The 13828-nt window shown below is 42.4% G+C and carries 12 protein-coding genes; all 12 read left to right on the top strand.

Annotation, left to right across the window (positions count from 1 at the left end):
* Positions 1–98: 98 nt before the first annotated feature.
* The 12 genes from rpsU (at position 99) to NFU46_RS08090 (ending at position 13790) form a co-directional block, all read left to right on the top strand.
* Complete coding sequence (rpsU, locus tag NFU46_RS08040) at positions 99–314, top strand: 30S ribosomal protein S21 (protein ID WP_002957797.1); 216 nt, start codon at positions 99–101, stop codon at positions 312–314.
* A gap of 21 nt (positions 315–335) precedes the next feature.
* Positions 336–782 (top strand): GatB/YqeY domain-containing protein, encoded by a 447-nt coding sequence (locus tag NFU46_RS08045; RefSeq protein ID WP_054551044.1) that lies wholly within the window; start codon positions 336–338, stop codon positions 780–782.
* Positions 783–918: 136 nt separating this feature from the next.
* Complete coding sequence (gene dnaG / locus NFU46_RS08050; protein ID WP_251601055.1) at positions 919–2670, top strand: DNA primase; 1752 nt, start codon at positions 919–921, stop codon at positions 2668–2670.
* A 123-nt stretch (positions 2671–2793) separates the two neighbouring features.
* The gene (rpoD, locus tag NFU46_RS08055) at positions 2794–4653 is read left to right on the top strand and encodes an RNA polymerase sigma factor RpoD (RefSeq protein ID WP_175078471.1); all 1860 of its coding nucleotides are present in this window, start codon (positions 2794–2796) and stop codon (positions 4651–4653) included.
* 64 nt (positions 4654–4717) lie between these two features.
* Positions 4718–5599, top strand: coding sequence for a 50S ribosomal protein L11 methyltransferase (prmA, locus tag NFU46_RS08060; protein ID WP_055020740.1), 882 nt, complete (start codon positions 4718–4720; stop codon positions 5597–5599).
* A gap of 271 nt (positions 5600–5870) precedes the next feature.
* Positions 5871–6842 carry a tRNA dihydrouridine synthase DusB gene (gene dusB, locus NFU46_RS08065; RefSeq protein ID WP_054551040.1) on the top strand — a complete coding sequence of 324 codons (972 nt, stop codon included), beginning with the start codon at positions 5871–5873 and terminating at the stop codon, positions 6840–6842.
* Between the two features lie 21 nt (positions 6843–6863).
* Positions 6864–7154 (top strand): DNA-binding transcriptional regulator Fis, encoded by a 291-nt coding sequence (fis, locus tag NFU46_RS08070; RefSeq protein ID WP_002957804.1) that lies wholly within the window; start codon positions 6864–6866, stop codon positions 7152–7154.
* 231 nt (positions 7155–7385) lie between these two features.
* The gene (purH, locus tag NFU46_RS08075) at positions 7386–8972 is read left to right on the top strand and encodes a bifunctional phosphoribosylaminoimidazolecarboxamide formyltransferase/IMP cyclohydrolase (protein ID WP_138619132.1); all 1587 of its coding nucleotides are present in this window, start codon (positions 7386–7388) and stop codon (positions 8970–8972) included.
* A gap of 102 nt (positions 8973–9074) precedes the next feature.
* The gene (locus NFU46_RS08080) at positions 9075–9896 is read left to right on the top strand and encodes a class I SAM-dependent methyltransferase (RefSeq protein WP_058585847.1); all 822 of its coding nucleotides are present in this window, start codon (positions 9075–9077) and stop codon (positions 9894–9896) included.
* A gap of 15 nt (positions 9897–9911) precedes the next feature.
* Positions 9912–11198 carry a phosphoribosylamine--glycine ligase gene (gene purD / locus NFU46_RS08085; RefSeq protein ID WP_175078475.1) on the top strand — a complete coding sequence of 429 codons (1287 nt, stop codon included), beginning with the start codon at positions 9912–9914 and terminating at the stop codon, positions 11196–11198.
* Between the two features lie 94 nt (positions 11199–11292).
* Positions 11293–11931, top strand: a complete 639-nt coding sequence (locus NFU46_RS20490; protein WP_309296738.1) for a 7TM-DISM domain-containing protein — start codon at positions 11293–11295, stop codon at positions 11929–11931.
* Between the two features lie 50 nt (positions 11932–11981).
* Positions 11982–13790 carry an EAL domain-containing protein gene (locus tag NFU46_RS08090; protein WP_309296739.1) on the top strand — a complete coding sequence of 603 codons (1809 nt, stop codon included), beginning with the start codon at positions 11982–11984 and terminating at the stop codon, positions 13788–13790.
* Positions 13791–13828: the final 38 nt, after the last annotated feature.

Genomic DNA, 13828 nt, shown 5'->3' on the forward strand with positions numbered 1-13828 from the left:
GTGTTGCTTCGGATTACAATACCGCACCATTTTTGAACCACTTGGTCGTTATTCGATCAACTTGAGCAACGCTCATTATTTAGGTAGGTGAATTTTTAATGCCAGTAATTAAAGTAAGAGAGAACGAACCGTTTGACGTAGCACTTCGTCGCTTCAAGCGTTCATGTGAAAAAGCAGGTATCCTTTCAGAAGTTCGTCGTCGCGAGCACTATGAAAAACCAACAGCTGAGCGTAAGCGTAAAAAAGCTGCTGCAGTAAAGCGTCACATGAAGAAGCTTTCTCGCGATAACGCACGTCGCGTTAAATTATACTAATCAGTATTTGGTCTTGTATAAATGAGCCTTTTATTAACGCTAAAAGATGCGCAAAAAGATGCGATGAAGGCAAAAGACAAAGAACGTCTTAAGCCTATCCGCATGGTACTTGCTGCAATCAAGCAACGTGAGATTGACGAGCAAATTACGCTTGACGACGACGGTATTACCGCTGTTTTAGTAAAGCTTGTTAAGCAACGTCGCGATTCTTACACCCAGTACATTGATGCGGGTCGTGAAGATTTAGCTGAAATTGAAGCCAGTGAGATTAAAGCACTTGAAGAATTCTTACCTCAACAATTGAGTGAAGAAGAAATCATTGCTCTTATTGACTCGGCTATAGCTGATACAAACGCAGCGGGTATGCAAGACATGGGTAAGGTAATGGGAGTTATCAAAAGCAAAGCTGAAGGTCGTGCCGATTTAGGTAAGATTTCTGGCTTAATCAAGCAACGATTAACTGCCTAACCCCCACATACAGATGTATGATTCAAGCAAACCGAGCCTAGTGCTCGGTTTCTTGCTTTTAGTCTTTCATAAACACAGTAATTGTGTTCAAATCTTATTTTACAACGCATAGATAGCGCAGGAAAATACAACAGCTATGGCCGGAAAAATCCCTCGACAGTTTATTGATGATTTACTCGCTCGCACAGATATTGTTGAGTTAATTGATTCGAGAGTTGGCCTTAAAAAAGCAGGTAAAGACTACCAAGCCTGTTGCCCATTCCATAACGAAAAATCACCTTCATTTACCGTTTCTCAAGATAAACAGTTTTACCACTGCTTTGGTTGTGGTGCCAATGGCAATGCAATTTCGTTTGTTATGGAATATGACAAATTAGAGTTCGTTGATGCTATTGAAGAATTAGCGAGTATGCTCAATTTAGACGTACCTCGCGAACAAGGCACAAGCTCAGGCCCGCAACGCACTGCAGAACAAAAGCGCTCTGATTACGATTTAATGTTACATGCAGCTCGCTTTTATCAGCATCAGTTAAAGCATCATGCCAACTCAAAAACGGTTATCGACTATATCAAGGGTCGTGGTTTAAGCGGTGAAACAGCGAAAAAATTCATGATTGGTTATGCGCCAAGTGAATGGGAAGCGCTATGCCAGCAACTTGGCCGCAACAAAGAACAAAAAGAGCAGCTTGTAGAACTAAAACTAGCCTCTGAAAAATCGCCTGGTCGTCAATTTGACTTCTTCCGTGATCGACTCATGTTCCCTATACGCGATAAACGCGGTCGGGTGATTGCCTTTGGTGGCCGTGTTATGCAAGCGGATCAAGGTCCTAAATACCTTAACTCACCAGAAACCCGTATTTTCCATAAAGGCTTTGAGCTTTATGGTTTATACGAAGCCAAGCAAGCACATAAGAAACTTGAACATATTTTAATTGTTGAAGGTTATATGGATGTTGTTGCTTTAGCTGAGCAAGGCATCGAATATGCCGTTGCCGCCCTTGGCACAGCAACGACCGCAGAACATATGCACACTTTATTTAGAACTACAGATAAAGTGATATGCTGCTACGACGGTGACCGTGCAGGTCGCGATGCAGCTTGGCGTGCACTAGAAAATGCACTGCCTTATCTTGGTGATGGTAAGTCGTTAAAGTTTGTGTTTTTACCAGATGGTGAAGACCCTGATTCACTGGTACAACAAGAAGGTAAAGACGCTTTTGAAGCTAGGTTAAGCGAAGCGGATGATTTTACTAAGGTGCTGTTTAATAAGCTCAGCCAAGAGATAGACCTTACTCAAGACGCAGGTAAAGCAAAGCTCCTTAGTGATGCCCTGCCGCTAATTGAAAAAATCCCTAGTGACTTTTACCAAGAAAATATTTTGGAACATCTTGGCCGCTTAATTGGTCGGACAAGAGAGCAATTAAATAATCGCGTTAAGTCGCCAAAGCAACAGCATGCGATTGAGCGTAAATTTAAAATAACGCCGATGCGTCAAGCGATTGGTATTTTATTGCAACACCCAAATTTGGCGACCAGCATTGCTTATATGCCAGAATTAGCTGAGATGAAAATAGCCGGTATTGAGCTATTTTTACGCATTCAGCACTTAGCACTAGAACGTGAAGGTATCACGACGGCACAAATTTTAGAGTCATTTAGGGATGGCGCTGAATATGACGCGTTAGTGAAACTAGCAACTTGGCAGCACCAAATAAATGACGATCGTTTAGAGACGGTTTTTAAAAATACTTTTAAATTTATTGAAGACCAGTGTTTAAATTATCGACTAGAGACCCTATTAATAAAAGACAAGACCAAAGGCTTAAGCAGCGAAGAAAGGCTAGAATGCCACTTACTGACGCAAGCGTTAAAAGGCAGCAACAGCTAGTCAGAATTGAATAATGCTGTTATACTGTGCTATTCACTGCGTCTAGTTAGTTTTCGTGTCGCTTAATTAGTAAGCGAGCTGGCGCCTGTTGTATCAACTTTCAGAGTGGAAGAATAAATCTCTATGGATCCAACTCCTCAGTCACAATTAAAGCTTCTGATTCAAAAAGGTAAAGAGCAAGGTTATTTAACTTTTGCAGAAGTTAATGATCACCTTCCACAAGACATTATCGACTCAGATCAGGTAGAAGATATCATTAGCATGATTAATGATATGGGTATCAAGGTAAGCGAAAACGCACCTGATGCCGATGAATTAATGATGCAAGAAACAACGACAGACGAAGACGCAGCAGAAGCCGCGGCAGCTGCACTTGCGACTGTAGAAAAAGAGATCGGTCGAACAACTGACCCTGTACGTATGTATATGCGTGAAATGGGTACTGTTGAACTTCTTACGCGTGAAGGCGAAATCGTTATCGCTAAGCGTATTGAGGAAGGTATTAACCAAGTACAGATTTCAGTTGCTGAATACCCTGAAGCAATTACTTATCTACTAGAGCAATGGGACAAGTTCGAAGCAGAAGAAATGCGCTTAAGCGACATTATCTCTGGTTTCTTTGATCCTAATAATGAAGAAGAATCACAAATCTCTGCAACACACATCGGTTCTGAGTTAAACGAAGAGCAACTCGACGAAGAAGACGACGAAGACGATGATGACGAAGATAGTGATGATGATAGCGATGATGATAGCGATGGCGACACAGGTCCAGATCCTGAAGAAGCTCGTATTCACTTCGAAAACTTACGTGAGCTTTATAACAAAGCACGCGAAACGTTCGAAGAAAAAGGTCGCTCGCACCCTGATTCACTTGAAGCTATTGCAGAAATAGGCGAACTATTTAAAACCTTTAAATTAGTGCCAAAACAGTTTGACCGTATGGTTAACAACATGCGTGAAATGATGGACCGCGTTCGTGTACAAGAACGTATCATCATGAAACAAGCTGTACAAATTGCTAAGTTACCGAAAAAGAGCTTTATCAAGCACTTTGCAAATAACGAAACTGACACAAGCTGGATTGACCTTGAGATTGCTGCTAACGAGAAATACTCAGTAGCACTTGAAACAGTTAAACCAGAAATCATTCGTTGCATCAGCAAACTAAGTGCAATTGAAGAAAGCACGGGTCTTAGCATCGAACGAATTAAAGATATCAACCGTCGTATGAGTATTGGTGAAGCAAAAGCTCGCCGTGCGAAGAAAGAAATGGTTGAAGCGAACTTACGTCTTGTAATTTCAATTGCGAAAAAATACACCAACCGTGGTTTACAGTTCTTAGACCTTATCCAAGAAGGTAATATTGGTCTAATGAAAGCGGTTGATAAGTTCGAATACCGCCGTGGTTATAAGTTCTCAACTTATGCAACATGGTGGATCCGTCAAGCAATCACGCGTTCGATTGCTGACCAAGCACGTACCATCCGTATTCCTGTGCACATGATTGAGACGATCAACAAGTTAAACCGTATCTCTCGTCAAATGCTACAAGAGATGGGTCGTGAGCCGAGCCCAGAAGAATTAGCTGAGCGTATGTTAATGCCTGAAGACAAGATCCGTAAGGTACTTAAGATCGCTAAAGAGCCAATTTCAATGGAAACACCAATCGGTGATGATGAAGATTCGCACTTAGGTGACTTCATTGAAGATACCACTATCGACTCACCTATTGATTCTGCAACCATGGAATCACTACGTGGCGCAACAAACGATGTACTAGCGGGCTTAACAGCACGTGAAGCTAAAGTACTACGTATGCGTTTCGGTATCGACATGAACACTGACCATACATTAGAAGAAGTAGGTAAACAATTTGACGTTACACGTGAGCGTATCCGTCAAATCGAAGCGAAAGCGTTACGTAAATTACGTCACCCTTCTCGCTCTGACTTACTGAAAAGCTTCTTAGATGCTAAGTAATTTAGTATCGCGTTATTAACTAAAAGGCCGCTGTTGCGGCCTTTTTTCTATTCGAGAGATATTCATGGCTTGGATCCAAATTCGCATCAACGCAAATGCAGACAACGCAGAATTAATCAGCGACTTACTCATGGACACTGGCAGTGCGTCAGTCACCTATGTTGATGCCAAAGATACCCCTATTTATGAGCCAAAACTTGGTACTGTGCAGTTATGGGCTGATACCACTGTGATTGGCCTGTATGACGCTAACCATGATATGGACAGCGTAGTAGCAACATTAAATGCTGAAGCAACACTCGCCGATAAGCTCGTTTATAAAATTGAACAGCTTGAAGATAAAGATTGGGAGCGTGAATGGATGGATAACTTCCACCCAATTCAATTTGGTGAGCGCTTATGGATCTGTCCAAGTTGGCGCGATATTCCAGATCCTGATGCTGTTAATGTATTGCTCGACCCTGGCCTTGCTTTTGGTACAGGCACCCATGCAACCACAGCGCTTTGCTTGAAGTGGCTAGAAAGCCAAGATTTAACAGGTAAAACCGTGGTCGACTTTGGTTGTGGCTCAGGAATTTTAGGAATTGCGGCGATCAAACTCGGCGCAGAGCGTATGATCGGTATCGATATAGATCCTCAAGCTCTTGAAGCAAGCCGCGATAATGCAAAACGTAATGGCGTTGCAGATAAACTTGAAGTCTATTTACCTGAAGATCAGCCAGAGTTTACAGCTGATATTGTGGTTGCAAACATCTTAGCTCAACCACTTCGCGAACTACATGAAGTGATTTTAGGCCTTTTAAAACCGAATGGTAAAATTGCTATGTCAGGTATTTTAGAAGAACAAGCTCAGTCTGTAGCCGATGTTTATGCCCCGTTTTTAGCACTTGATGACGTGGCTGTTGAGGGTGAATGGACCCGAGTAAGCGGCATCAAGAAAGCCTAAATAGCACTAGAGTATTTACTCAAACATAATAGGTAAAGCCAGTATTTAACAGGCTTTACCTTATTTTTACAGTTAGTAGTTTCTCACTTTTTTTGTGAGTAAAATTTTTTCTGTTCAAATATCAAACAAATCAACCAGCCCGTCAAACTGTTATCAAAAGTCAATACGAAAAGAGCAAAAAAAAGTCACTTTTGTTCAATTTATAGCCTTTGATTTTTGCTAAAAAAGCCGTAAACTTAGCGCCCCTTGAAAAGAGGCCAATTGAATAACAGTGCGTATCGGTTCATACCAACTTGAGAACAATGTAATTGTCGCGCCAATGGCAGGCATTACAGACAGACCATTTAGACAACTTTGCCGTCGCTTAGGTGCGGGCCTTGCTGTTTCTGAAATGCTCTCGTCAAACCCGAAAGTATGGAAAACCGAAAAATCGATGAACCGTATGGATCACAGCGGTGAGTCGGGAATTCGTTCGGTGCAAATCGCCGGAGCCGATCCTGAGCTTATGGCACAGGCAGCACAATTCAATGTCAGCAATGGTGCACAGATCATAGATATCAATATGGGGTGCCCAGCTAAAAAAGTGAATAAGAAACTCGCAGGCTCTGCCTTATTACAGTTTCCTGAATTAGTACAAGAGATACTCGATGCCGTTGTTAATGCTGTCGATGTCCCTGTCACTTTAAAAATCCGTACCGGATGGGATCAGGATAACCGTAATGGTGTCGAGATTGCGAGAATAGCTGAACGTTATGGCATTGCCTCACTGGCAGTACACGGGCGAACGCGCGCATGTATGTATAAAGGTGAAGCAGAGTACGCCACAATTAGGGATATTAAACGTTCAGTGTCTATCCCTGTCGTTGCCAATGGTGATATTACTTCACCAGAAAAAGCAAAGCAGGTTTTGGATTATACGGGTGCAGATGCCATTATGATTGGTCGAGCCGCCCAAGGTCGCCCTTGGATTTTTAGGGAGATAGACCACTATTTGCGAACTGGAGAACATTTGCCAGCACCTGAAATTGCAGAGGTGCGTAGCATTTTGATGGAGCATTTAGACAATCTTCATCAGTTTTACGGGGAGCCAATGGGAGCGCGTATCGCTCGAAAGCATGTATCTTGGTATTTGCAAACCCATGACAGTGACGGTCAGTTTAGGCGAGTATTTAATGCGTTAGATAACCCACAGGCACAAGTCGACGCATTAGAAGAATACTTTAAAACACTAGCAGCTAACTAAGAAAGAAAGAGACATATAACGATGTTCGAACAAAACGTGACTTCTCCATTTATCACAAACCCTCATGTACAGTCACACGAGAAACCACAGCCGTTGCGTGATGCAGTGAAAAAAGCTGTTCATCACTACTTAAAGCAACTTAATGGTCAAGACGTACAAGACGTATACGACCTTGTTCTTTCTGAGCTAGAAGCACCATTACTTGAAGAAGTAATGACGTACACGCGTGGTAACCAAACTCGTGCTGCAATCTTACTAGGTATCAACCGTGGTACTTTACGTAAGAAACTTAAAAAGTACGGCATGAACTAATACCCGTTATATTTGAAACCGTAATCAGTTTAACGACCTATCGTTATAATTGCTTACAGCTTCATAGTAACTGGTAATAAGTTATTTGAAAAAAGCACCTTAGGGTGCTTTTTTTATAGCTGTTAAAAACTATGCAAAATCCTCACGCTTTAAACGTCGTTTTTTAAAGCAGATTCAGTTAAAATACCGCCTTTCTAAGCTAGCTCAAACATTGAGGTAATCAAAACTACAATGGATACACATCGTCCAATTCGTCGCGCACTATTAAGTGTGTCAGATAAAACCGGTATCGTTGAATTTGCTCGCGCTCTTGAAGCACAAGGCGTGGATATTTTATCAACTGGCGGTACTTGCAAATTACTTGCTGATAACGGCATCAAAGTCACTGAAGTATCTGACCATACTGGTCACCCTGAGATCATGGATGGTCGCGTAAAAACACTTCATCCAAAAATTCACGGCGGCATCCTAGCGCGTCGCGGTCAAGATGAAGACGTAATGAGCGAGAATAACATCTCTGCTATCGATATCGTTGTAGTTAACTTATACCCCTTCGCAAACACTGTTGCGAAAGAAGACTGCAGCCTAGAAGATGCGATTGAAAACATTGATATCGGTGGCCCAACTATGGTTCGCGCTGCGGCGAAAAACCATAAAGACGTGACTATCGTGGTAAATGCAAAAGATTACGACCGAGTGATCAGCGAAATGCAAAGCAACAACGGTTCAACAACGTATAAAACACGTTTTGATCTAGCTATTGCTGCTTACGAGCACACAGCTCAGTACGATGGCATGATTGCAAACTACTTCGGCAAAATGGTTCCTGACTACACAGAGGAAGCTGCTGAAGAGACTAAGTTCCCACGCACTATCAACATGCAGTTCACTAAGAAGCAAGATATGCGCTACGGTGAGAACTCACACCAAGACGCTGCTTTTTATGTTGAAAACGACTTAACTGAAGCATCTGTTGCGACTGCGGTTCAATTGCAAGGTAAAGCACTTTCTTACAACAACATTGCTGATACTGACGCAGCATTAGAGTGTGTAAAAGAATTCGACGTACCAGCGTGTGTTATCGTAAAACATGCGAACCCTTGTGGTGTGTCAATTGGTGACAACATTCTTGAAGCCTATGATCGCGCATTCAAAACTGACCCTACATCAGCATTTGGTGGCATCATCGCATTCAACAAAGAACTTGATGCAGACACAGCTGAAGCAATTGTTGCTCGTCAATTCGTTGAAGTTATCATTGCACCTAAAGTATCTGAAGCTGCAGCCCAAATCGTATCTGCTAAGCAAAACGTACGTTTATTAGAATGTGGTGAATGGTCTGGTAATGCAACAGGTCACGACATCAAGCGTGTTAATGGCGGTATTCTAGTTCAAGACCGCGACCTAGGCATGGTTACGCAAGGCGACCTTAAAGTTGTATCTAAGCGTCAACCAACTGAGCAAGAATTAAAAGATTTATTATTCTGCTGGAAAGTAGCTAAATTCGTTAAGTCTAACGCAATCGTTTACGCACGTGACGGTATGACGATTGGTGTAGGCGCAGGTCAAATGAGCCGTGTTTATTCAGCGAAAATTGCTGGTATCAAAGCCGCTGACGAAAACCTTGAAGTAAAAGGTTCAGTTATGGCATCAGATGCATTCTTCCCATTCCGTGACGGTATTGATGCAGCAGCAGAGGCTGGCATCACCGCTGTTATTCAACCAGGTGGTTCAATGCGCGATGAAGAAGTTATCGCTGCAGCTGACGAAGCTGGTATGGCAATGGTATTTACAGGTATGCGCCATTTCCGCCACTAATCACATAAAGGGTTAAGCACATAGCTTAACCCTTTTTGTTTGCCACAAATTCACGTATTCTGATTAATAATAATAATTACCCATATAATGAAGGAACAGATGATGAAATTTGCCGTAAAATCGTTACTTGTTGCCAGCCTTGCACTGACATCAGCACAGGCTTTAAGCCATTCTCATGAATCAGCGCTTACACAAGCTGTGCAATCAAGCGAACGTGATGCTAAAAATAGCGCACGTGATAAATATCGCCATCCAGTTGAGACACTTGAGTTCTTTGGCTTTAAGCCAAACATGACAGTTGTTGAAATTGCACCGGGCGGTGGCTGGTATAGCGAAATTCTTGCGCCAGCTGTAAAAGGCCATGGTGTTTACTACGCGGCACATTTCCCTGCTGATTCTGAGGTGGGTTATTACCAACGTTCATTAGCTGGTTTTAAGAAAAAGATGAGCGATGACGCACGCTTCAGTGAAGTTAAACTAACTGAATTTGCGCCAGTAACACATCTTGATATTGCACCAGCGGGTAGCGCAGATCTTGTCTTAACATTTAGAAATGTACACAACTGGTACATGGGTAAAGATAAAGAAGGCGCGTTAAGTGCGTTTAAAGCATTTTATAAAGCACTTAAACCAGGCGGCACTTTAGGTGTGGTTGAACACCGCCTACCTGAAGCGCGCAGCGACGAAGATCAGAAATCATCAGGTTATATGAAGCAAAGCTATGTAATTGAAATTGCAAAGCAGGCTGGCTTTGAACTAGTGGCAAGCAGTGACATTAATGCAAACCCTCTTGATACAGCGGATCACCCTAAAGGGGTGTGGACACTACCACCACGTTTAGCACTTGACGAAAAAGATGCTGCTAAATATAAAGCGATTGGTGAGAGTGATCGTATGACGCTGAAGTTTAAAAAACCGCTATAAATAGGATTATACGCCATGAATGTACTTGTCATCGGCAGTGGCGGCCGCGAACACGCTCTTGCGTTTAAGGCTGCACAAAATACTAAAGTAAACACCGTTTTCGTTGCTCCAGGTAACGCAGGTACTGCACTAGAGCCAAAACTTGAAAACGTTGCTATCAACGTTGAAGACCTAGCAGGTTTAGTTACTTTTGCTAAAGAAAACAACGTTGAGTTAACTATTGTTGGTCCAGAAGTACCGCTTGTTTTAGGTGTCGTTGATACTTTCCGTGAAAACGGTTTAGCTATCTTCGGCCCAACAGCAGGTGCTGCACAGCTAGAAGGCTCTAAGTCATTCACTAAAGACTTCTTAGCACGTCACGACATTCCAACTGCTGACTACCAAACGTTTGAACAAATCGATCCTGCACTTGCTTACCTAAAGGAAAAAGGTGCGCCTATTGTTATTAAAGCTGATGGCTTAGCAGCAGGTAAAGGCGTTATCGTTGCAATGACTGAGCTTGAAGCTGAAGAAGCTATCCGCGATATGCTTGCAGGCAACAGCTTTGGTGAAGCGGGTAGCCGCGTGGTTATCGAAGAGTTCTTAGAAGGCGAAGAAGCCTCTTTCATCGTGATGGTTGATGGCAAAAACGTACTGCCATTCGCAACTAGCCAAGACCACAAACGCGCTTACAACGGTGACCAAGGTCCGAACACTGGCGGCATGGGTGCATACTCACCGGCTCCAGTGGTGACTGATGAAATTCATCAACGTATTATGAACGAAGTGATCAACCCAACGGTTGAAGGTATGGCAAAAGAAGGCCACCCATACACTGGTTTCTTATACGCTGGTTTAATGATCACCGCTGATGGTACGCCAAAAGTAATCGAATACAACTGTCGTTTTGGCGACCCTGAAACACAACCTATGATGCTTCGTCTTAAGTCTGACCTTGTTGAGCTTATCGAAGCGGCTAACCGTGAAGAACTAGATAAAACAGCAATCGAGTTCGACCCGCGTGCAGCAGTCGGTGTTGTATTAGCAGCAAAAGGCTACCCAGATAGCTACCCGAAAGGTGATGCAATCAGCGGCTTGCAAGTTACTTACCCTGAAGGTGAGAAAGTATTCCACGCAGGTACTAAGCAAGATGGCGAAAACGTTGTAACTGCTGGCGGTCGTGTGCTTTGTGCTACTGCACTTGGCAACACAGTAACCGAAGCGCAACAACGTGCTTATAAACTGGTTGAACAAATCAGCTGGGAAGGCATGGAATATCGTACTGATATCGCTTACCGTGCAATTGCTCGCGAACAGAATTAAGGTCAAACCAGTCTAATTCTGAAAAAAGCGCAGTTTATCTGCGCTTTTTTAATGCTACACTGTTAAGAACATTTACCTAGATAAAGAACTAATTTTGAATAATAAAGCACTGAAATATAACTTTGTTTCATTTCTTATTCTGACAATTTTGTTTTTTATCATTGCTACCCTAGCTGCACATTTAGCCAGCCCTACCCGCTACACCATAGATAAAACAGCCCCCATCTACAGTAATACAGCTTATCGAATTGATAGTAGTAAAGCGCTGACTCTCGAGCAGTTTTTAGCTGAACCAGACAAACTTAAACAGCGCCCTTTTAAAGATGTTGAGTGGGATTTAGCGGCGCAAGATTATTGGTTAAAGCTTGATTTAGAAAACCGCCAAGCAAAGCCTGTTGAGCTGGCGATTCACTTTGATAACCCTATGGTTGATTATCTTAGCGTTTATCATGTTGATGATAAGGGCCAGCTTATAGATACAACCGAGCTGGGTGATAAAGTATCTGGTCTTAGTTTGTTTCAATACAGTACACCGCACAGCATGCTTACAATGCAGGGCTATGAGCAAACATCCCTCATTATAAAAATTGATACGGTTGGTATTAGCAAAACACCTATTAATATTTATGGTGAAAAAGAGTTTCAAGATTTACTACGTTCGCAATCAGGAATTTGGGGGATCTTCATTGGTGTGCTGATCATGGCTGCCCTGTATAACTTGGTATTATTTTAGGGATCCGTGATCGCGTCTACCTTATTTATATAGGCTACATCATCTCAGCACTGTTACTTATGGGCTCAGTGCTCGGCTTTGGTTTTTACTTATGGCCGTTATCGTGGCAAATCTTTTTTAATGAGCAAGTGGTCTTCAGTAACTATGCGATTGCATTTTTCACCGTGGCGTTTTGCACCATGTTCTTACGCTACCATAAAGACAATTGCCGCCTATACAAGCTTAGTATCAGCTTTTTAGCCCTGCTGTTTAGCCTCAGTCTTATCAGCTTTTTTATGCTGGAATACCATTCTTCAAAAATCTTTTTTGCCATCATGGTGCCGTTATACATTCTATGTATTTGCATGATTTACAAAAAATTGGTGAGCGGTTTTCGGTGGGCGAAGTTTTATGTCATGTCGTGGGTGCCATTGATTGTAGGCGCAGCCATTCAGCCGTTAGAATTAACTGGCTTTATTCCCTACAGCTTTGCAGTTAGGCACATATTTTTAGTCGCCATTCTCTGTGAGATTGTGCTTATGGCAATGGCGCTGGCAGACCGGGTGCGTTATCAACGTGAAAAAGCGCTGTATCATGCAACCCATACCCAACAAACTGAGCTACTCAACCAAGCAATGCTCAAACAAGCCTATATGGCGATTACCTCGGAGCATAGACTCGCTAATCTTTGTTTAGTGAAAATAGAGCAATTTAATGCCCTAATGAGCATTCTAAAGCCAAGCCAAAGCAGCCAAATAATTATCACTGTGGCTCAATCTTTAGAGCATCAAATTAATAAGAATAGGCAATTTATTAATTTAGAGTCAGCGCTAGATAACAGTCCAAAAGTGGCTGACTTAGGCAATGGTGTGCTGGCTTTTATTTCTACCAAAATTCAATCACAAGCAGAGCTACACCAAGAACTTAGCAACTTATGCAAACAGCTGCCTAAGCAATATAAAGTGGCAGGCTTAGACCTACAGCTTTACTACCGCTATAGCATTACCGAACCGGTTAATGATGATGGCTTTGATATTTGGCTACAACGTGGCTACTTAGGGTTGTCACAAAAGCAGCACAACATCGACTTTACTACACCGCATATCGATATGGATGTCAGCCTTGCCGCTGAGTTACAACAAGCAATGCGAAGCAATACCTTAGCCATTTACTTACAGCCCATTATTAATTTACGCAATGGTACTATCTGTGGCGCAGAGGCATTGTTACGCTGGCCTACAGCGGGTAAATACCTGGACATTGAGCAACTCATTTTATTGGCTGAACGTACTGGTTTAATTAACGAGTTGAGCTTATGGGTGATTGATCAGGCTTGCCTAGCAGCTGCCCAGCTTAATCGACAAGGCTATCGCGAGCATACCATTAGCGTTAATTTAAGTGCCAAAAATCTAGCTATCCCAAAGCTTGTCGAAAAAGTCGAAAACACCATTTTAAAGCATGGCATTACTGCGGATCAGTTAAAGTTTGAGTTAACTGAGTTTGCGCTTATCAAAAACCATGATGAAATGGTTAGCTTTATCAGCGAACTTAATAAACTCGGTAGCAAGGTGGTACTCGATGATTTTGGTACTGGTTACTCGTCGTTAAACTACTTGGTAAATTATTCATTTAGCACGATTAAAGTCGATAAGAGCTTTATTCTTGATTTAGTGAATAACACCACCAACCAGGTAGTGGTAAAAACCGCCATTGATATGGCTCATAACCTTGATATGAATATCACCATCGAAGGCATTGAAGACCAAGAAACAGAAAAAATGCTGATCAAGATGGGCGCAGATCAAGGGCAAGGCTATTATTACAGCAAAGCGGTGCCAATTAATGAGTATCTAAGCTTTATTGCCTCACAATTCAAATAGGCCGTGTTACACTGCCCTTTTTAACATCTTTAGGGGCC

The sequence above is a fragment of the Pseudoalteromonas sp. NCCP-2140 genome (assembly GCF_023708065.1).
Classification (GTDB): Bacteria; Pseudomonadota; Gammaproteobacteria; order Enterobacterales; family Alteromonadaceae; genus Pseudoalteromonas.